Source organism: Salinicoccus halodurans, assembly GCF_900114445.1.
In the GTDB taxonomy this organism is placed as follows: Bacteria; Bacillota; Bacilli; order Staphylococcales; family Salinicoccaceae; genus Salinicoccus; species Salinicoccus halodurans.
Map to the genome: position 1 here is coordinate 712,852 of NZ_FOTB01000001.1, position 18,381 is coordinate 731,232.

Sequence of the window (18,381 nt, forward strand, 5' to 3'; positions counted from 1 at the left end):
GAATCTAATGGACAAAGAGACAAAAGTACAAACAATATTCAATGCTATATCTGATGATTACGATCATATGAATAACATCATCAGTCTGAATCAGCATACTGCATGGAGGAACAGGACAATGAAAGAAATGTTCGTCAAAAACGGACATGAAGTTCTGGATGTATGCTGCGGCACCGGTGATTGGACAATTCAGCTTGCGGAAAAAGCGCCGGGAGCAAATGTCACCGGCCTTGACTTCAGTGAGAATATGCTTGAAGTCGCAAAGAGCAAAGTTGAAGATTATAGCAATATCAATCTGTTGCAGGGAAATGCAATGGATCTCCCTTTTGAGGATGACAGTTTCAACTTTCTCACAATTGGCTTCGGACTCCGTAACCTTCCTGATTATAAACAGGCGGTTGAGGAGTTTTACAGAGTATTGAAACCGGGCGGGGTATTGGTTGTCCTGGAAACTTCCACACCGGAAAACATCATTGTAAATACAGGATTTGATTTTTACTTTGGAAAAATAATGCCGAAGCTGAGCGGAGTAATTGCCGGCAGGACGAAAGAATACGAGTGGCTCTATGAATCCACAAACTCCTTTCTGACAAAGCCGGAGCTTAAAGATATGATTACTGTTGCAGGCTTCACCAATGTTAAAATCTTATCCCATACTTTAGGCACAGCCGCAACACATATTGCCTACAAGCCTCTGGGACAGGTGGGATCTGTTTGATTAAACATAAAGAATTTCTGGCATCGGACTTTGAAGAAGTGGGTAACCTGATAAAAGAGAGTCTCAATCCAAATGGCATTATTGTCAATGACAGCAGTTATAACCTGTTTCAATCCGGAGGCAAGAAGATCCGCCCGACATTTACACTCCTCGTCGGCCGGCTCGGTGATCAGAGTAAACACGATGATGTCATAAGAGCCGGTGCAAGTCTCGAATTGATCCATATGGCAAGTCTGGTGCACGATGATATCGTAGACGACAGCAAACTCAGGCGGGGGCAGGGGACTGTCTATTATGAGCATGGCTACCTTCAGGCCGTAAATACAGGTAATTATCTGCTTTCAACATCGTTGGAGCTCGTAAGCACCATCGAACATAAGCAGCTTCATGAAGCTTTTTCAATTGCAATGAAGGATATTGTAAGCGGAGAACTTTTCCAGTTTGATCACCAGTTCAATGCAGATCAGACACTTGATGATTATTATCAGAAAATCTATAGAAAAACCGCTCTGCTTATTGAACTCAGCATCAAGATGGGTGCATATGCCGCACAAGTTCCGGATGGAGAACTATCGGCTCTTCTGAAATATGGCTATCATATCGGTATGAGCTTTCAGATTATCGACGATTGCCTGGACTTTACCGGAGATGAGAAGAGTTTGGGGAAACCCAAATTCTCAGACTTGGAAAATGGGCATTACACACTCCCGGTACTGCTGCTGAGAGACTCTGATCATGAATTCAAAGAGAAGCTGAAAGCTTTTCATGATGACAGAACGATTTTAGACTCCTTGATACAAGATCTGCTCCATTCCGATTCAATAGAAAAATCGATCCAGATCAGCACGGAGCATATTGAAGAGGCAAAGGCCTCTATCAGTGAAATCGATGAGCCTGTCCGCACTTATCTGCTCCAAATTGCAGAAAAACTTGCAAACCGTCTAAATTGAATTGAAATATCAAATTTGAAAATGTTAGAATAGTATGGAAATCATCTAAAGGAGACTTGAAATGGAAAAGACATTTTTAATGATTAAGCCTGATGGCGTACAAAGAAATCTTGTTGGACCAATTGTAGAACGTTTGGAGAATAAAGGTTTTAAACTTGCAGGTGCAAAACTTATGCATGTATCAGAAGACCTTGCCAAAACACATTACCAGGAACACCAGGATAAACCTTTCTTCGGTGAATTGGTTGGCTTCATCACTTCAGGACCTGTTTTTGCAATGGTGCTTGAAGGTGAGAACGTCATCGATACAGCTCGTCTCGTAGTTGGTGCAACAAATCCGCAACAGGCCGCACCTGGTACTATCCGTGGAGATTTCGGCCTTACAGTCGGTAAAAATATCATCCACGGCTCAGATTCACCAGAAAGCGCTGAAAGAGAAATTGGTCTTTTCTTCGACGAATCAGAAGTACTTGATTACGACTTAATCAACAGCTCCTGGATATACTAGAATTTGAGCGTCATAAGCTGGGTGTCTAAACTCAGCTTTTTTTAATATCAATAAATAGGTAGGTGCATAAAATGAGATTTTTAACAGCAGGCGAATCACACGGACCAAAGCTTTCGGCAATCGTAGAAGGATTTCCGGCAAATCTGGAAATTGACAAAGAGAGAATGACAAAAGAACTGATTAAACGGCAGGGCGGATATGGACGCGGCCGGAGAATGCAGATTGAAAAAGATACTTTCCTGTTCGGCAGCGGAATCCGGCATGCTAAAACTCTGGGCAGCCCGATCATGATTGAAATAAATAACGATGACTTCAAGCATTGGAGTAAGATCATGGGCAGCGACCCGCTTACACCGGAAGAGCAGGAATCCATAAAACGCGTCATTACTAAACCACGTCCGGGACATGCCGACCTGGTCGGCGGCATGAAATATAATATGCGTGATCTCAGAAATGTACTGGAACGCTCTTCTGCACGTGAGACGGCAGCCCGGGTTGCTGTAGGCGCACTGTGCAAAGAACTTCTCCATGCCCTTGATATCCGCATCACCAGCCGTGTGAATCAGATTGGCAGTGTAAAGGACGAAGGACAGTATAATCTGGAAGATATCCGCGCATTTGCCGATAATTCTTCAGTAAGAATGGTTTCCGAAGAAAAAACCATTGAAGCCGAGCAATTGATCGACGATACTAAAAAGAATGGCGACTCGATCGGCGGAATCGTAGAAGTGATCGTGGAAAATCCGATTCCGGGCCTGGGCAGTCATGTCCATTATGATAGGAAACTGGATTCAAAAATTGCAGGCAGTGTTGTCAGCATCAATGCGTTCAAAGGCGTGGAATTCGGCGCCGGCTTTGAAGCTGCCTCCACACCGGGTTCCCAGGTGCAGGATGAAATCCTTTACGATGAAGAGAAAGGCTACACACGCCGTACAAATAATCTTGGAGGATTTGAGGGCGGTATGACCACAGGGATGCCAATTGTTGTCAGAGCTGTTATGAAACCCATACCGACGCTTTATAAACCGCTTCTCAGTGTCGATATCAACTCCAAGGAACAGTTCAAAGCAACAATTGAGCGGAGCGATGCATGTGCAGTACCGGCTGCGTCAATAGTATGTGAACACATGGTGGCAATAGAAGTTGCCCGCGCTGTTCTCGACAAATTCCCGCACGATGACATCGATGAACTCAAAGAATCCGTTGAAATTTATAAAAAACGAGTGAAAGAGTACTGATCTCATGAAAATCACGACCCAATATAAAGATGGCAACTATGCAATAGACGTATCACGCGGAATACTTGAAGATAAACTTACAGATTATACAAGCAGCTATAATCAGGTTTTTTACCTTGCAGATAAAAATGTATATCGTTTACACAAAAATGGGAAGCTGTCTTTTATTGAAGATCCGATTTTGATGGAGCAGGGGGAGGCATCGAAATATTTCGATGCCTTCAGCAATCTTCTGGAGTCTCTCCTCGAAAAGGGAATACAGAGAAATTGCCTGATCGTCATCATCGGCGGCGGCGCAGCAGGAGATGCCGGAGGGTTTGCTGCAGCCAGCATTTTAAGAGGCGTGGATTATATCCATGTGCCGACGACCCTGCTCGCCCATGATTCCTCAATCGGAGGTAAGACAGCCATCAACAGCAGGCACGGGAAGAACCTGATCGGAGCCTTCCACCGGCCGAAGGGTGTAGTCTATGACCTGGATTTCCTCGATTCACTCCCTGATTCAGAGATGCTCAGTGGTTTCGGAGAAGTGATCAAACACGCGATGCTGAGAGACCAGGAAACGGTGGATGCATTGATGATGGCGACAAAGGACGGTATTGACGTCAACACTGTTGAACCTTTTATCATCAAAGGCATCGAAACCAAAATGGATTATGTCATCAAAGACGAAAATGAATCCGGGGTAAGGAAGCATCTCAATCTTGGTCATACTCTGGGACATGCGATAGAATACAGGTATAAAATGCCGCACGGCATCGCTGTGACCCTGGGCATATATGCTGCACTCCATATATCAAATGCACTGAATCAGGAACAGACTTTCGATTTGAAGCGGTACTACGGGTATTTTAAAGGATTGGGCTATCCTGTAGAAGAATTAAAGACAATCGATGCAGAAGACATGATTTCTTTAATGACTAAAGACAAGAAAAACCAGAATACTGACCGGATCGGATATATTGTCATGGACAGTATAGGAGAAGCCCGGTTTACAGAAATTGACCAGAAACTGCTTATCAAACTTATTAAAAATCTGAAGGAGAGCCTATGAGACAACTTTTGAACAGTACTTTCGAAGGTACATTGAGAGTCCCCGGTGATAAATCCATCACTCACCGTTCCCTTATGCTGGCTGCACTTGCCGAGGGCCGTACAGAAATAAAACAGCCTCTAAAAAGTGAAGACACATACCGTACCATGGAAATCATGCGTGCCATCGGAGCAGACATTACTGAATTGGATGATAAATGGATCATTGAATCAAAAGGACATGAACATCTGCATTCACCGTCGGCGGCCCTGTACACAGGGAATTCCGGCACGACCTCCCGCCTGATCATCGGTCTTCTGGCCGGTGTGGGCCTCAGGGCGGAATTCAGCGGTGATGACTCTATCAATAAACGTCCGATGGACCGGGTACAGAAGCCGCTTCTTGAAATGGGAGCGGATATCCGCCTTAAAGATGAAAAATATCCTCCTGTACACATCTTCCCGAAGCCTCTGAAAGCGATCGACTACAATATGCCGATTGCAAGTGCCCAGGTAAAAAGTGCAATCCTGCTTGCCGGCCTCTTTGCGGAAGGAACGACAGTCGTCCGCGAATCTTCTCCATCAAGAGATCATTCTGAAATCATGATGCAGCAGTTTGGAGCAGATCTGGTGTCAAAGGACGGTGTTATCTCCCTGGAGGGAAAAAAGACGCTCAAAGCATCGGATGTCACCGTCCCGGGTGATATTTCATCTGCGGCATTTCCAATCGCCCTCGCAATTTTAAAACCAGGTGCATCGATCACGATCGAGAATGTTTCTTTGAACCCGACACGATCCGGTATACTCGAAGTCCTGGAGATGATGGGTGCAGATATGCACATCGAGACACTGCCGGGCGGCGGGGAAGCGATAGGGAATATAACCGCCTCCTACACGCCTGAACTCCGCGGTTTCAATATTTCAGGAGAAATCATACCGAGGCTCATAGATGAAATCCCAATTCTCGCACTCCTTGCTGCCTACAGCAGTGAACCATGCACCGTGAGTGATGCGGAGGAACTCAGATTCAAAGAAACAGACAGGATTCGTGCAGTTGTCGATGAACTGTCCAAATTCGGCATCAGATTCGAAGAAAAAGAAGATGGTTTCACTGTCATCCCGGGTAGCATTGATTCAGTACCTGAAACGGATGTTAAAGGATATCACGACCATCGGATCATCATGATGCTCATTGTGTTCTCCATTGTTTCAGACACACCGCTCAACATCGATGACAGCTCAGCCATAGATATATCATATCCAGGATTTATAAATGACTTGGAGTCATTACGGAAGGATGCTTAACTATGCAGGATCAAATCTATTCAATAATAGATGAATTAAAATCAGGGAAATACCCGGAAGACAAAATCACCAGTGTACTGAACGGCCTTGACCGGCTTAATGACGATATGGAACTGGAGACACTCTTCATCCTCGGAGATACACTTGTACAGGCGGGGTTCATTGGGGAAGCGGAAGTGATTTTCCAGCATCTTCATTCCCATGTCGAACATGACGATGAAGTACTCGCATATCTCACCGATATCTATATTGCCGACGGCAGACTTGACGAGGCGCTCAGCCTCATCAACCAGGCCCCCAAGACAAAAACGGTACTCATGCTGAAAGCGGAAATCTTCCAGCAGCTCAATATGAATGATGTATCCATCAGACTGATCCATGAAGCCAAGGCAATCGAAGATGAACCTATATTGGATTATGCCCTTGCTGAAATCTATTACCAGGATGGGGATTTCCAGGAAGCGCTGAGGTATTATCAGGCGCTGCTCGACCAGGGTATTGAGGAACTGAATGGTGTCAACTTCGATCTGCGCGCAGCAGAACTCTACATGAACCAGATTGAACTCGAAGAAGCAAAAGCCCATTTCGACAAAGTTGACGAGAAATTTTATTCAAATGATGATTTCTACAGAAAGGCATTGCTGGAGTATCAGCTGCAGGCGTATGAATCTGCGAAAAATCTTTTGGATAAAGTAATTGAAAATGAACCATATTATATCAATGCATATATATTGCTTATGAATGTCCATGAAACAGAACACGATCTGGAAGCTGCAAAAACTCTGCTTGAACAATATCTGAGTCAGGATGATACAAACCCGCTGATCTATTTCCACCTTGGCCGTATAAACTACAGGCTCGGTGCCGCAGACAGTGCGATAGTTGCATTCAAGCAGGCTGTTTCTCTTGACCAGGATTACGATGATGCGTATCTCATGCTGTTCGAGACACTTCTGAAGACGGACCGCACTGATGAGATCAGCGCATTCGAAGGCAGTCTGGATACACATGCACTCTCCGGGGAATCATTATATCTGCTTGCGAAAATTGAACAGCAAAATGAAAATGATACAGCTGCACTGAAGCATTATCAGGATGCTGCGAAACTAATTGGTGAATCACTTGAATTTTACACAGACTACTATGAATATCTGAGTGAAATCAGCCACCCGTCAAAAACAGAAGTTCTGGATAAATTGATTTCGCTGGATCCGACCAATGCTGACTGGCAGTTTGAAAAGGAGCGTTTGGAAAATGAGGAAGACCAGCTATAGGAAAGATTTCATAGATTACGTTTTGTACAACTTTGAATTTGAAGACCGGATTGCCGTGTGGATCCTGAATTTCCTCAAATCCCATCCGGTCGTATCCAAAAACATTTCTTTCACCTATGACGGGACAATCGAAAGAAAACTGCGTATATCGACCACAGGTACGAATCGGCCGACCCTCGTCCTCGAGAAGGGGGATACGGTCACAATCGATGGGGAAGTCATCTTTCACGAGCTGAACATGAATCAGGAAGAGATGCTTTATATAGAATTTGCATTTCCGGACCAGGATGACCGTTATGCGAAAGTAAAAGAAATTGAAAACAACCTGGATAAAGAACTCCAGTCCCTCTCCAATGATATAATGATGAAGCAGATTGATCAGGCACTGGATGATCAGGATCAGGAACTTTTCTACAGGCTTGCAGAAATGCTGAAGCACTCAACATAAGGTCAGGTGAACGAATTGCTGTATAATCAGAAAGATTTAAAAGTATTAAAAGATGAAATCGAATTTATCGATACTGTCATCATCCCTTTTGCCGCCATGGATATGGATATGAAGGCGCCTGTGCATGCCGGCAACCTCGAACTGCTTCAGATTGTTTGCGTACAGCTTGAGAAACAATTCAAAGGCCGCCTTCTCATTACCCCTCCCATGATGACAGTGGGAGAGGATACTTCACTTCTCGGCATGTACACCACGCAGCTCAGGGAGTACGGATTTAAAAATATCATCGTACTCACACATCTTCAGGCAGAGCCCGGCGATATGAATAAGATCAGACTGAATGAAATACCGCTTGAAAACATGAGTGATGATATGAAGATGGAAATGATCAACGATGAAGTGAAAACAGTGATGAAATCGGTCATTTCTATTTGGAATCAGTAAAACCAGGTATTTTTACACCATTAAGAAGAAGCCCTTTACCAAAAGTTTCGATACCTTATTGACCGGTTTCAGGTAATAGGCTAAAATTGAACTGTCCTAGTTATATTTATATGTAAAAGAACGCGCGTTTGAGGGGGGAAATATTAATGTCGCAAAAAGTAACACGACGCCAGTTCCTGAACTATTCCCTGATGGGAGTGGGGTCTTTCATGGCGGCAGGTGCAATTCTGCCTATGGGCAGGTTCGCGCTAGATCCATTGTTCCAGGGCGAAGCTCAAGGTTCTATGATTACCACAAGTGTCAAGGCCGAAGAGATTACAGAAGAGCCTGTGAAAGTAGACTTTTCTTATGAACAGCAAGATGCCTGGTACAAAAGTGAAGTGACGGACTTCGTCTGGGTTTACAGGGACGGAGACCAGATCATTGCACTTTCACCTATTTGTAAACACCTGGGCTGTACAGTTACCTGGGCTGGCGATGATGCCAATCCGAACAAATTCTTCTGTCCATGTCACAACGGACTTTATGAGAAGAACGGAAAGAACATTCCGGGAACGCCACCGAGAGGCCCGCTTGACCAATATGAAGTCGGAGAATCTGATGGATTCATCACAATCGGTGAAATGTTTGAAAATGAACTTGTATAGGAGGGAAAACTGTGCTTAATAGAATCTATGACTGGATAGACGATCGCATGGATATCACTCCAATATGGAGAGATGTCGCCGATCATGAAGTGCCGGAGCATGTTAACCCTGCCTATCACTTTTCTGCTTTCGTCTATTGTTTCGGAGGGTTAACATTTTTCATTACGGTAATTCAGATATTATCAGGTATGTTCCTTACGATGTATTACGTCCCTGATATTGTAAACGCCTGGAACTCCGTCTATTATCTGCAACATGATGTTGCTGCAGGTGTAATCGTAAGAGGTATGCACCACTGGGGTGCGAGCCTGGTTGTAGTAATGATATTCCTACATACTCTGAGGGTATTCTTCACCGGGGCATATAAAGCACCACGTGAATTAAACTGGGTTGTCGGAGTGCTTTTATTCGCTGTGATGCTTGGTCTGGCATTTACCGGATACCTGCTTCCATGGGATATGAAAGCACTGTTCGCAACTAAAGTAGGTCTGGATATTGCGGAAAGTGTACCATTTGTTGGTGAATGGATTAAGACTCTGCTTGCTGGTGATGAACAGATCATCGGTGCTCAGACGCTGACACGTTTCTTTGCCATCCACGTGTTCTTCTTACCTGCGGCCCTGTTTGTATTAATGGCGATTCACTTCATTATGATACGTAAACAAGGTATTGCAGGACCACTATAAGAAATAACAAGGGAGGTAAATTGATATGAAACGTGGAAAAGGGCTGACTTTCGTCGGCGACTCACGAATACAAAAATATGAAAAACCAAAACTTAATCGTGACTACTCGGAATTTCCGGGTCGCACAGAAGAGTTTTATCCGGATTTCCTGCTGAAGGAATGGATTACCGGTGCAGTTTTCCTCATCGGATTCCTATGTCTCACAGTGGCTCATCCGGCTCCGCTTGAACGTGTTGCTGATCCAACAGATACAGGTTATATACCGCTTCCTGACTGGTATTTCCTGTTCCTTTATCAGATATTGAAATACACATTTGCATCCGGTCCTTACAACATCATTGGTGCAATGGTCATTCCAGGTATCGCTTTTGGTGCCCTGTTGCTTGCACCATGGCTTGATAACAATAAGGAGCGCCACTGGAAAAAACGTCCCGTGGCAGCTGGAATGATGCTGTTGTCCATCGGTATCATCTTCTATACCACTTGGGAATCAGTAGCTTATCATGACTGGGAACAGCAGGACCAGCAGGGTGAGATCGTGTTCTCGAACCTTGATGCTGAAGACCCTGTCTTTAATGAGCTCATCCGCTCCAACTGTACAAGTTGTCACGGCGGGGAACTCACAGGTGGTTCAGGACCGAACCTGGTTGAGCCCGACCTGAACGCAGAAACAGTAAATGCATTTGTAACAAACGGTACAGGTGAAATGCCTGCCTTCAAAGATCAGCTTACAGAGGAAGAAATTCAGAGCATTTCTGAATTTGTAGCTAATCTTGAAATCACTTCCGCTGATGAAGCAATGGGAGGCACTCAGGACGAAGGTGGAGAATCTGCCACAGAATAAAGAAGAACCCCTAGAGATAGGGGTTTTTTTATTGACAGGAGAAACTTGTATGGAAACAGTAATCCGACTCATGCACAACAGAATATTCTTGATCATACTTCTCATTTCGAACTTCATAGGCACGCTCTATGGCTATTGGTGGTATGGAGGACAGCTTGCGCAGACAGAGTGGTACTTCTATCCCTTTGTGCCCGACAGCCCTACTGCCACACTGTTTCTATCCATACTCATCGTACTGATCCTGGCCGGGAGAAAGTGGGGGCTGATTGATGCGCTCGCTTTTACTACATTGATAAAATATGGTGTCTGGGCGGTTGTCATGAACCTGCTTACATTCATGGAGACAGGATTCATATCATGGATCGGACTCATGCTCATCGCATCACACGGCATCATGGCTGTGCAGGCCATTCTATTCCTGCCGCATCTTGAAATAAAGATGAGTCATTTTTATATTACGGCAGTATGGCTGTTCCACAATGACATTATTGATTACGTCTACGGACAGTACCCTGTATATGGCCAATTATCCCAATATGCCGAACACATTGGCTATTTTGCATTCTGGCTGAGTGTTTTTGTGCTGATGATGCTTTACCGGCTTGTGCCGAAGCTTAACGATTGACTATCTATTCAAATTTAAAGTAAAATCTAGTTATGAACAATTATTGGAGGTTGGAATACAAGTGTATATTATCATCTATTTTGTAATTTTGATGGTTGTTCCAATGCTCGCTCAGATGAATGTCAAATCCACATTCAATAAGTACTCTAAAGTACGTTCAACAAGTGGTCTGACTGGTCGAGAGGTTGCAGAGGAGATTCTCAGGGAAAATGGTATTTACGATGTTTCAGTTGAAAGAGGACAAGGGTTTCTCAGTGATTATTACGATCCTAAGAACAAGAAACTCGTTCTTTCCCCTGGCAACTATGACACACCGAGTGTAGCAGGCACCGCAGTAGCTGCACACGAAGTCGGACATGCGATACAACATGCTACAGGTTATGCATTCCTGAACTTCAGGTCTGCGCTTTTCCCTCTGGCGCAATTAGGCAGTAATTTCTCTTACTTCCTGATTATTGCAGGTATGATTATCACGTATGCTCAGAATAATGTTGGCGGCGGCCTTGGAAACATGCTTTTATGGGCCGGCATTGGACTCATGGCATTTGCGGTACTCTTCCAGGTGGTTACGCTGCCTGTAGAGTTCGACGCATCTAAAAGAGCCATGAAACAGATCGAGACACTCAATATCGTCAACGAAAAAGAATACCGTCATGCCAAGAAAGTACTGAATGCTGCAGCGATGACATATGTCGCAGCAACTGCAGTTGCTGTTGCCGAGCTTGTAAGATTCATTCTTATTGCAAGGGGTAACAACTGATCACATTCTACGGGTACCCACACAGAGGGGTATCCGTTTTTTATTTCTGCACTTTCTCTGTTATGATTATAGATGTAATTAAGGAGATGATTCGAATGGACTGCGGTTTCAAATCCGGAAAAAACATATTCAGATACCGTGTGGCGTGTATTGTGATCGAAGAGGGCAGAGCACTTTTGGCAACCAATAACATGACCGGTTATTTCTACACACTGTCGGGCCCCGTAAATCTGGGCGAAACGAGCGAGGATGCAGCAGCACGTGTCCTGAAAGAAAGGACGGACGCCGATTACAGCGTGCAGCGGCTGCTGACAATCGTGGAAACCTTTTTCGATTATGAGTTCAATGACACAAAATATGATTTCCAGGAAGTGACATTCTATTATTTGATGGAATCACACGGGAAAACAAAGTTGCGCAGTAATAATAAAATCGGCGGTGGAAGGACTGAGACCTTCCACTGGATGCCATTATCCAAAGTATCCGTAAATGATGTCAGACCAAAAGTCGCCAGGGAGATGATAATGAATCTTCCGGATCATGTAGAAACCATCATCAGTGATGAGAGAATCGAGGATTTCACATAGAGTTTTCTAATCCATGCAGTTCACTTCCACATCAATATTCTCTATAATTAGAGGACAGGCTCCAATATAAAGATACTTCATAGAAATGGATGATGAATATGAAAATAGCACTTATTGCCCATGATAAAAAGAAAGACGACCTTTTGAAATTCATCGGATTACATTTGGACTTCTTTAAAAAGCATGAACTTTTTGCGACAGGGACGACAGGAATGAAAATCATCGAACATACGGGACTCGATGTCAACAGATGCAAGTCAGGACCATTGGGCGGTGACCAGGAGATCGGTGCAATGGTGGCGAACGGGGCCATCGATACCATCATATTCTTCAGAGATCCTTTAACCGCACAGCCGCATGAACCTGATGTTTCTGCACTTCTCAGACTGTCGGATGTATATGATGTACCACTGGCAACAAATGAAGGGACTGCCAGTGCAGTGCTTCATTATCTCAACTATAAAGATAGAGCGTGATTTTATGAAAATAGGGATAACCTGTTATCCAAGTGTAGGGGGAAGCGGAATCATTGCAACGGAGCTGGGAATCCAGCTGGCGGAAAAAGGGCACGAAGTGCATTTCATCACATCGAACGTGCCTTTCAGATTAAATGCCAGCCATCCCAATATCCATATCCATCAGACGGATATCAATGATTACAGCGTGTTCAAGTATCCGCCGTATGACATTACACTTGCGAGTAAAATTTCAGAAGTCATTACAGAGTATGACCTGGATCTGATCCATATGCATTATGCCGTTCCCCATGCTGTCTGCGGGATTCTTGCCAGACAGATGTCAGGCCGCGATGTGCGCATCGTGACGACACTTCACGGAACGGATATTACCGTGCTCGGACATGATATGTCACTGGTGAATGCCATCCGTTTCGGCATAGAGGGCTCGGACGCCGTTACAGCCGTTTCCGACAGCCTAACGCGGGAGACCCATGAACTGATCAAAACTGATAAATCCATAGATACCATTTATAATTTTGTTGAAGAAAGCTACTTCAACATGAAGGACAGGGAAACGATACGCCTGCGGATGAAAGAAAGATATGGCATCAGCGAAGGCACAAAAGTTCTCATGCATACTTCAAACTTCAGAAAGATAAAGCGCATTGATGACATCGTCCGTGCGTTCAGCATTGTGCAAAAAAATTTGGATTCAGTATTGGTCCTGATAGGGGACGGTCCTGAAACCAACAGCGTCAAACAGCTGGTAAAGGAACTGGGCATCGAAGACTCGGTCATCCTTGCAGGACAGCAGTCAGATGTGAAGTCATTTTATATGATGAGCGATATCTTTTTACTGCTCAGTCAGAAAGAGAGCTTTGGCCTCGCACTTCTTGAAGCTATGCATTGCGGTTCCGTCCCCATCGGTTCTGCAGCAGGCGGCATCTCAGAAGTGATCAAAGACGGCGAGACCGGGTATATCGTCGATGTCGGCGATTACACGGCGGCTGCAGAAAACATAATTGAATTGTTAACGGATGGACCTTTATATAAAACCATACAACAACAGATGCTTCAGGATATCAATATAAGATTCCATTCCGACGTGATAGTCAGGGAATACGAAGCCCTGTATCAAAAACTTGTGGGAGATACACATCATGGATGAACTGTTCATTACAGGAAAGAAAATATTGGAAAAATTGCAGGAAGAGGGCTTTCAGGCCTATTTTGTAGGTGGATGCGTCAGGGATTATCAGATGGGACGTATAATCAATGACGTCGATATTACTACGAATGCATTACCTGAAGAAGTGGAAACTTTATTTGAAAATACAGTCGATGTCGGAAAAGAACACGGTACAGTGATTGTTCTGATTGACGACACGCCTTTTGAGGTCACTACTTTCCGGGTTGAATCGGAGTACACGGATCACCGCAGACCGGATTTTGTTTCTTTCACGGAAAAACTTGACGGAGATCTTGAACGAAGGGATTTTACAATGAATGCCATGGCGATGGATAAGGAATTCCGTCTGATTGATCCATATGCAGGCCTCGAAGCGATCAGACGGAAAACGATCAGCACAGTCGGCCGGGCCGATGAGCGGTTTGACGAGGATGCACTCAGAATATTAAGGGCCGTCCGCTTTAAGGCACAGCTGGACTTTGAAATTGATGAAGCGACTTTGCTTGCGATGAAACGCCACGCCGGAAATTTACGGTACATTGCGGTTGAGCGTTCGCTTGTCGAACTCAAAAAAACTTATGACGCCGATTACACAGAAGAAATAAAACCACTCATGATCCAAACCGGTGTTAAAGATAATCTGCCTTTCCTCAGAGAGGTTGACGATAACAATTTTATGTCAACCAATGCTTTTTCATTCATCTCCGAGACAGCACTCCAGGTTTATATGAATGAATCACTTCTGAAATATATACCGGATTTGAAACTGTCCAATCTGGAAAAACATACAATCAGGGAAATGGTTGAAGTTCTACAGGATTTGGAATATGACAAACAAGTAAAAGCAATCTCTTATAAATACAATTATGATACACTTGAAAATGTTGAAGCATTAGTGGCCGGGAACCGGTTTTCCAAAAAACTCAGCTGGCGCAGAAAGCTCGATGAGGCGATGGAAATGCAACCCCTGCTGCCGATCCAGAAGATATCTGATATAGATATTGGCGGAAAAGAGCTGATGCTCCATTTTGGACAGAATGGCGGCAGATGGATCAGGGAAATTTATTCCGTTCTGGAATATGAGATACTCTTTAATGAGCTGCAAAATGAAAAAACGAAAATATTGGAATGGATTGACGTGCATGTCGAATTTGAAGAAGGAAATATTAAGCTTGCTTGATCGGGAACAATTCATATCGGGACAGAATATTGCCGATACACTCGGTGTTTCACGAACTGCAATCTGGAAAACAATACAGTCTCTGAAAGAGGAAGGCTACTCGATTGAATCTGTTACAAGTAAGGGATATCATCTTAAAAATCCACCGAAATATTTAAGTCCTACTGCTTTGTCTGTGCTGATCGGCCAGTCCGGCCTTTTCAGCAATGTTGAATATTTTACGACCACACCCTCGACACAAAAAGAGGCGTTCAGAATGTTATCCGAGACAAAAGATTCTTTTATGGTAGTTGCAGAAGAGCAGACACAGGGAAGGGGCCGTTTCGACAGACACTGGGACTCTCCCGGTAAAACAGGCATATACATATCTCTGGTCCTCCGTCCAAATATACCGATAACGGAAATCATCCGTTTCAACCTGTTCATCTCATTGGCCATTTCCAAATCACTCGATGAAGCATTCGGAGTGGACACAGGCATAAAATGGCCCAATGATATATACCTTGATGATAAAAAGATCTGTGGTTTTCTGACCGAGGTTGTCAGTGAATCCGGAGTGATCAATGCAATCATATGCGGCATCGGCATTAATATTTTCAAAGATGATTCGCGCTTAAAAATACCGACCGCAACATCAATTGAAGATATCATCGGCTCCAGTGAAAAAATCGATGTGGATTCATTCATGGAACGGTTCCTCGATAACATTGAAATATATTATAATAGATTTTTAAACGAACCGTTTTCTCTGATCCGCGAAGACTGGAAAGAAAAATCAATCATTTTTGGTAAAGAGCTCCGCATTACAGAGACAGGCAGCATGTTCATGGCACGGGCGCTTGATATTAATGAGGATGGTTTTTTGGAAGTTTTGGATGAAGAGGGCAATATCAGAAAAATAATTAGTGCAGATATTGAATTATAGTAGAAACTGGTGATTGGATGTATACAGAGAGATTTGCTGTCGTGGATTTGGAAACAACAGGAAATAATAAAAATAAAGACAGCATCATACAATTGAGTATCGTCTTTGTCGAAAATTTTAAAATTGCGGATCAGTATACGACTTTTCTCTCTGATGATGTTGAAATCAGCCCTTTCATAAGAGAACTTACAAATATAGAGCCGCATATGCTGGACGGTGCGCCAAAGTTTGGGGAGATCGCAGAAGAAGTCGCGTCTCTTCTCGACGGATGTATCTTTACTGCCCACAATGTAGAATTCGATTACGGATTTTTAAAAAGTGCATTGAATGCCCATGGAATCAATTATCAGCCCCGACACAAAATTGATACGGTCGAACTGTCAAAAGTATTCATGCCGACACTCGAACGCTTTCAGCTGAATGAAATCGCCCAATCCGTCGGAATTGAATTATCCAATGCACACAGGGCAGACGAAGATGCCAGGGCAACTGCCGAGCTGCTGATCATGCTTCAGAAAATCATCATTACAATGAATACAGAGACCCTCAAGCAACTGTATCATCTGGCAAAACCTTTAAGGCATAATTTGTCTGATCTGCTGTTCCTGACGATTGCAGAGACGGAGGATATCACTCCCGTACATCTTGAAAGGCATGGTTCTGTCCATGTGAGAAAGCACCAGGAAAAGTCCAGGGATATCGCTCCTGTGGAAGTCAGGGAACTATATCAGAAATATATTGATCATACCGGCAATGATTACAGAGAAGATCAGTTGCTTCTTGCAAACAAGATTTTTGAAGCCTTCGAAAAGAAGAATCACATGGCTCTGGAAGCATATACAGGACTCGGAAAGACGATCTCATTTCTGATCGCCGCCGTTAGTTATCATTCGATGTATGCTAAAAAGATAATGATTTCAACAAGCAGAAAAATACTGCAGAAACAGATTATTACCGACGACCTCATGACCCTGGAAGCCGCCTGCGGCTATGATTTATATGCGACAGATCTGAAAGGCAGGGACAATTATCTGAATCTGGATGCATTTGAACTCCTCCTTTCACTCGAAGATGAAAATACTGAAATCATCTACCTCAAGATGAAGCTGCTGGTCTGGCTGCTCGATACCGAAACCGGGGATCTTTCAGAAATACACCTGAAAGGGCCGGAGAAAGCATATTACAGGACGATGGCAATCCAGGCGGGGAACGGCAGAACACATCCTTATTTCGAACGGGCTTTAAACAAGGCGAAGGATTCCATCATCATCATCACGAATCACTATTTCCTGCTCGATTGTCTGGATTATATAGAGGAGGCTGATTCGGTACTGGTCGATGAAGCACATCAACTGAAACATGCCCTGGATGACAGGATGGAATCGGCCTACAGCTACCAGGGAATGAAGTTTTTCATTGGTCAGATCGGCATGGCTTCACAGGAGCGGCTGTTATCCACTTATATCAGCAATAATAACGAAACCATCCTTTATCTGCTGGAGGACCTTCTAAAGCATATCAACCAGAATATCGACCGGCTGTTCGGATCGGTTTCTTCAGGTAATATGGAAGAGGCGCTGCTCCATGTAAATGGCGGGTTGAAATACACTGAAACATTTTTAAGCGCCATCCGCGGCACAAATAATTACCAGATGCTGTACAATCATATGCATCACTACCAGAGCATGCTGAAACTTCTCAAAAATGGTCTTGAAGAAGAAAATTACACTGTTGAAAAAGATGCTAATTTCCAAAAGACAAAAATTTATATCAGGGAGGACAGGCTTAAGGTGCTCCACAGACACATGGAACATCTGTCTTCCACCGTCCTCCTTTCCGGGACACTTGAGGTGAACGGCGGTTTCAAACATCTTGCCTTCTGGTTCGGCGGGCTGCCGTATGAGTCGCTCGTCATAGGCAATGCTTCACTTTTTGATCAGACCCGGCTGTTCATCCCTGAGGATATACCCGAGTATGATGTGGATGATGACCAGTTCATCTGGGCCATCGTCGATTACATCTCGATATATTTGAGTGAGACCGAAAGCAAACTGATGGTCCTGTTTTCCAATTATGATCTTTTGGACAAGGTTGCAGAATATACTCAGGACATACAGATGTTTGAAGAGTTTGTCGTATTGAAACAATCCCGCGCGACCACACCGGAAAAGCTGCTGGCGCAATTCAATCAGCTTGAAAAGTGCCTGCTGCTCGGAACTTCAAGCTTCAACGAAGGTATAAATATAAAGAGCACAGGAACAAAATGCCTGATGCTGACAAAATTGCCTTTCCCGGTTCCCAAGAATAAAGGGTTCAGAAATTTTTATAAACATGATTTGCCTGAGGCCGTTTTCTCGTTCCGTCAAATAGCGGGCAGGGTGCATCGAAAACCTTCCGACAGAGGACTGATCCTTTTATTTGACAAGCGGATTCTGACCCGGAACTATAAAAAAGCATTTTTGAAATATTTTCCCGAAGAAAATATCATTCGCGGACAACAGGACGCTTTCAAAGGTCTTCTTCGTGATTTATAATAACTATATCAACATAAAAGGAGAAGGAA

General features: G+C 44.0%; 20 protein-coding genes. All 20 read left to right on the top strand.

Features of this window, described 5'->3' with window-relative positions:
• Positions 1-7: 7 nt before the first annotated feature.
• The 20 genes from BM271_RS03625 (at position 8) to BM271_RS03720 (ending at position 18,352) form a co-directional block, all read left to right on the top strand.
• Entirely contained in the window at positions 8-718 is a 711-nt protein-coding gene (locus BM271_RS03625) for a demethylmenaquinone methyltransferase (RefSeq protein WP_046790261.1), read from the top strand.
• Entirely contained in the window at positions 715-1,668 is a 954-nt protein-coding gene (locus BM271_RS03630) for a polyprenyl synthetase family protein (RefSeq protein WP_046790262.1), read from the top strand. The genes BM271_RS03625 and BM271_RS03630 overlap by 4 nt, the downstream gene beginning before the upstream one ends.
• A 61-nt stretch (positions 1,669-1,729) precedes the next feature.
• Positions 1,730-2,176, top strand: coding sequence for a nucleoside-diphosphate kinase (gene ndk / locus BM271_RS03635; protein WP_046790263.1), 447 nt, complete (start codon positions 1,730-1,732; stop codon positions 2,174-2,176).
• Positions 2,177-2,247: 71 nt separating this feature from the next.
• On the top strand, positions 2,248-3,414 hold the full coding sequence (gene aroC, locus BM271_RS03640) for a chorismate synthase (RefSeq protein ID WP_046790264.1): 1,167 nt from the start codon (positions 2,248-2,250) through the stop codon (positions 3,412-3,414).
• A gap of 4 nt (positions 3,415-3,418) precedes the next feature.
• Entirely contained in the window at positions 3,419-4,468 is a 1,050-nt protein-coding gene (locus tag BM271_RS03645) for a 3-dehydroquinate synthase (RefSeq protein WP_046790265.1), read from the top strand.
• Complete coding sequence (gene aroA, locus BM271_RS03650) at positions 4,465-5,751, top strand: 3-phosphoshikimate 1-carboxyvinyltransferase (RefSeq protein ID WP_046790266.1); 1,287 nt, start codon at positions 4,465-4,467, stop codon at positions 5,749-5,751. Before BM271_RS03645 ends, aroA begins: the two co-directional genes overlap by 4 nt.
• A 2-nt stretch (positions 5,752-5,753) precedes the next feature.
• Positions 5,754-7,025 (top strand): tetratricopeptide repeat protein, encoded by a 1,272-nt coding sequence (locus tag BM271_RS03655; RefSeq protein WP_046790267.1) that lies wholly within the window; start codon positions 5,754-5,756, stop codon positions 7,023-7,025.
• Positions 7,006-7,473, top strand: a complete 468-nt coding sequence (locus BM271_RS03660; RefSeq protein WP_046790268.1) for a YpiB family protein — start codon at positions 7,006-7,008, stop codon at positions 7,471-7,473. The genes BM271_RS03655 and BM271_RS03660 overlap by 20 nt, the downstream gene beginning before the upstream one ends.
• A 6-nt stretch (positions 7,474-7,479) precedes the next feature.
• Positions 7,480-7,917 carry a DUF2487 family protein gene (locus BM271_RS03665; protein WP_234960402.1) on the top strand — a complete coding sequence of 146 codons (438 nt, stop codon included), beginning with the start codon at positions 7,480-7,482 and terminating at the stop codon, positions 7,915-7,917.
• Between the two features lie 146 nt (positions 7,918-8,063).
• Complete coding sequence (locus BM271_RS03670; protein WP_046790270.1) at positions 8,064-8,564, top strand: Rieske (2Fe-2S) protein; 501 nt, start codon at positions 8,064-8,066, stop codon at positions 8,562-8,564.
• Positions 8,565-8,575: 11 nt separating this feature from the next.
• On the top strand, positions 8,576-9,250 hold the full coding sequence (qcrB, locus tag BM271_RS03675) for a menaquinol-cytochrome c reductase cytochrome b subunit (protein ID WP_046790271.1): 675 nt from the start codon (positions 8,576-8,578) through the stop codon (positions 9,248-9,250).
• A gap of 25 nt (positions 9,251-9,275) precedes the next feature.
• Positions 9,276-10,094, top strand: coding sequence for a menaquinol-cytochrome c reductase cytochrome b/c subunit (locus tag BM271_RS03680; RefSeq protein WP_074924531.1), 819 nt, complete (start codon positions 9,276-9,278; stop codon positions 10,092-10,094).
• A gap of 49 nt (positions 10,095-10,143) precedes the next feature.
• Positions 10,144-10,719, top strand: a complete 576-nt coding sequence (locus BM271_RS03685) for a DUF1405 domain-containing protein (protein ID WP_046790272.1) — start codon at positions 10,144-10,146, stop codon at positions 10,717-10,719.
• A 61-nt stretch (positions 10,720-10,780) separates the two neighbouring features.
• Positions 10,781-11,479: a zinc metallopeptidase gene (locus BM271_RS03690; protein ID WP_143544897.1), complete on the top strand. Its 699-nt coding sequence runs from the start codon at positions 10,781-10,783 to the stop codon at positions 11,477-11,479.
• A 95-nt stretch (positions 11,480-11,574) separates the two neighbouring features.
• Positions 11,575-12,066 (top strand): NUDIX hydrolase, encoded by a 492-nt coding sequence (locus tag BM271_RS03695; protein WP_046790273.1) that lies wholly within the window; start codon positions 11,575-11,577, stop codon positions 12,064-12,066.
• Positions 12,067-12,164: 98 nt separating this feature from the next.
• Positions 12,165-12,542 (top strand): methylglyoxal synthase, encoded by a 378-nt coding sequence (mgsA, locus tag BM271_RS03700; protein ID WP_046790274.1) that lies wholly within the window; start codon positions 12,165-12,167, stop codon positions 12,540-12,542.
• Between the two features lie 4 nt (positions 12,543-12,546).
• On the top strand, positions 12,547-13,692 hold the full coding sequence (bshA, locus tag BM271_RS03705; protein ID WP_046790275.1) for an N-acetyl-alpha-D-glucosaminyl L-malate synthase BshA: 1,146 nt from the start codon (positions 12,547-12,549) through the stop codon (positions 13,690-13,692).
• Positions 13,685-14,893, top strand: coding sequence for a CCA tRNA nucleotidyltransferase (locus tag BM271_RS03710; protein ID WP_046790276.1), 1,209 nt, complete (start codon positions 13,685-13,687; stop codon positions 14,891-14,893). The genes bshA and BM271_RS03710 overlap by 8 nt, the downstream gene beginning before the upstream one ends.
• A complete protein-coding gene (locus tag BM271_RS03715) occupies positions 14,856-15,818 on the top strand; it encodes a biotin--[acetyl-CoA-carboxylase] ligase (RefSeq protein WP_046790277.1) in 963 nt (320 codons plus the stop codon). Before BM271_RS03710 ends, BM271_RS03715 begins: the two co-directional genes overlap by 38 nt.
• A gap of 17 nt (positions 15,819-15,835) precedes the next feature.
• On the top strand, positions 15,836-18,352 hold the full coding sequence (locus BM271_RS03720) for a helicase C-terminal domain-containing protein (protein ID WP_046790278.1): 2,517 nt from the start codon (positions 15,836-15,838) through the stop codon (positions 18,350-18,352).
• Positions 18,353-18,381 lie beyond the last annotated feature (29 nt).

What these genes read in the sequence shown, in the direction of transcription:
- BM271_RS03645 (WP_046790265.1), top strand. Translation starts at nt 3,419, where the DNA reads ATGAAAATCACGACCCAATATAAAGATGGCAACTATGCAATAGACGTA.
- BM271_RS03625 (WP_046790261.1), top strand. Translation starts at nt 8, where the DNA reads ATGGACAAAGAGACAAAAGTACAAACAATATTCAATGCTATATCTGAT.
- BM271_RS03655 (WP_046790267.1), top strand. Translation starts at nt 5,754, where the DNA reads ATGCAGGATCAAATCTATTCAATAATAGATGAATTAAAATCAGGGAAA.
- bshA (WP_046790275.1), top strand. Translation starts at nt 12,547, where the DNA reads ATGAAAATAGGGATAACCTGTTATCCAAGTGTAGGGGGAAGCGGAATC.
- BM271_RS03695 (WP_046790273.1), top strand. Translation starts at nt 11,575, where the DNA reads ATGGACTGCGGTTTCAAATCCGGAAAAAACATATTCAGATACCGTGTG.
- ndk (WP_046790263.1), top strand. Translation starts at nt 1,730, where the DNA reads ATGGAAAAGACATTTTTAATGATTAAGCCTGATGGCGTACAAAGAAAT.
- BM271_RS03660 (WP_046790268.1), top strand. Translation starts at nt 7,006, where the DNA reads ATGAGGAAGACCAGCTATAGGAAAGATTTCATAGATTACGTTTTGTAC.
- BM271_RS03720 (WP_046790278.1), top strand. Translation starts at nt 15,836, where the DNA reads ATGTATACAGAGAGATTTGCTGTCGTGGATTTGGAAACAACAGGAAAT.
- BM271_RS03670 (WP_046790270.1), top strand. Translation starts at nt 8,064, where the DNA reads ATGTCGCAAAAAGTAACACGACGCCAGTTCCTGAACTATTCCCTGATG.
- BM271_RS03680 (WP_074924531.1), top strand. Translation starts at nt 9,276, where the DNA reads ATGAAACGTGGAAAAGGGCTGACTTTCGTCGGCGACTCACGAATACAA.
- BM271_RS03715 (WP_046790277.1), top strand. Translation starts at nt 14,856, where the DNA reads ATGTCGAATTTGAAGAAGGAAATATTAAGCTTGCTTGATCGGGAACAA.
- BM271_RS03685 (WP_046790272.1), top strand. Translation starts at nt 10,144, where the DNA reads ATGGAAACAGTAATCCGACTCATGCACAACAGAATATTCTTGATCATA.
- BM271_RS03710 (WP_046790276.1), top strand. Translation starts at nt 13,685, where the DNA reads ATGGATGAACTGTTCATTACAGGAAAGAAAATATTGGAAAAATTGCAG.
- aroC (WP_046790264.1), top strand. Translation starts at nt 2,248, where the DNA reads ATGAGATTTTTAACAGCAGGCGAATCACACGGACCAAAGCTTTCGGCA.
- aroA (WP_046790266.1), top strand. Translation starts at nt 4,465, where the DNA reads ATGAGACAACTTTTGAACAGTACTTTCGAAGGTACATTGAGAGTCCCC.
- mgsA (WP_046790274.1), top strand. Translation starts at nt 12,165, where the DNA reads ATGAAAATAGCACTTATTGCCCATGATAAAAAGAAAGACGACCTTTTG.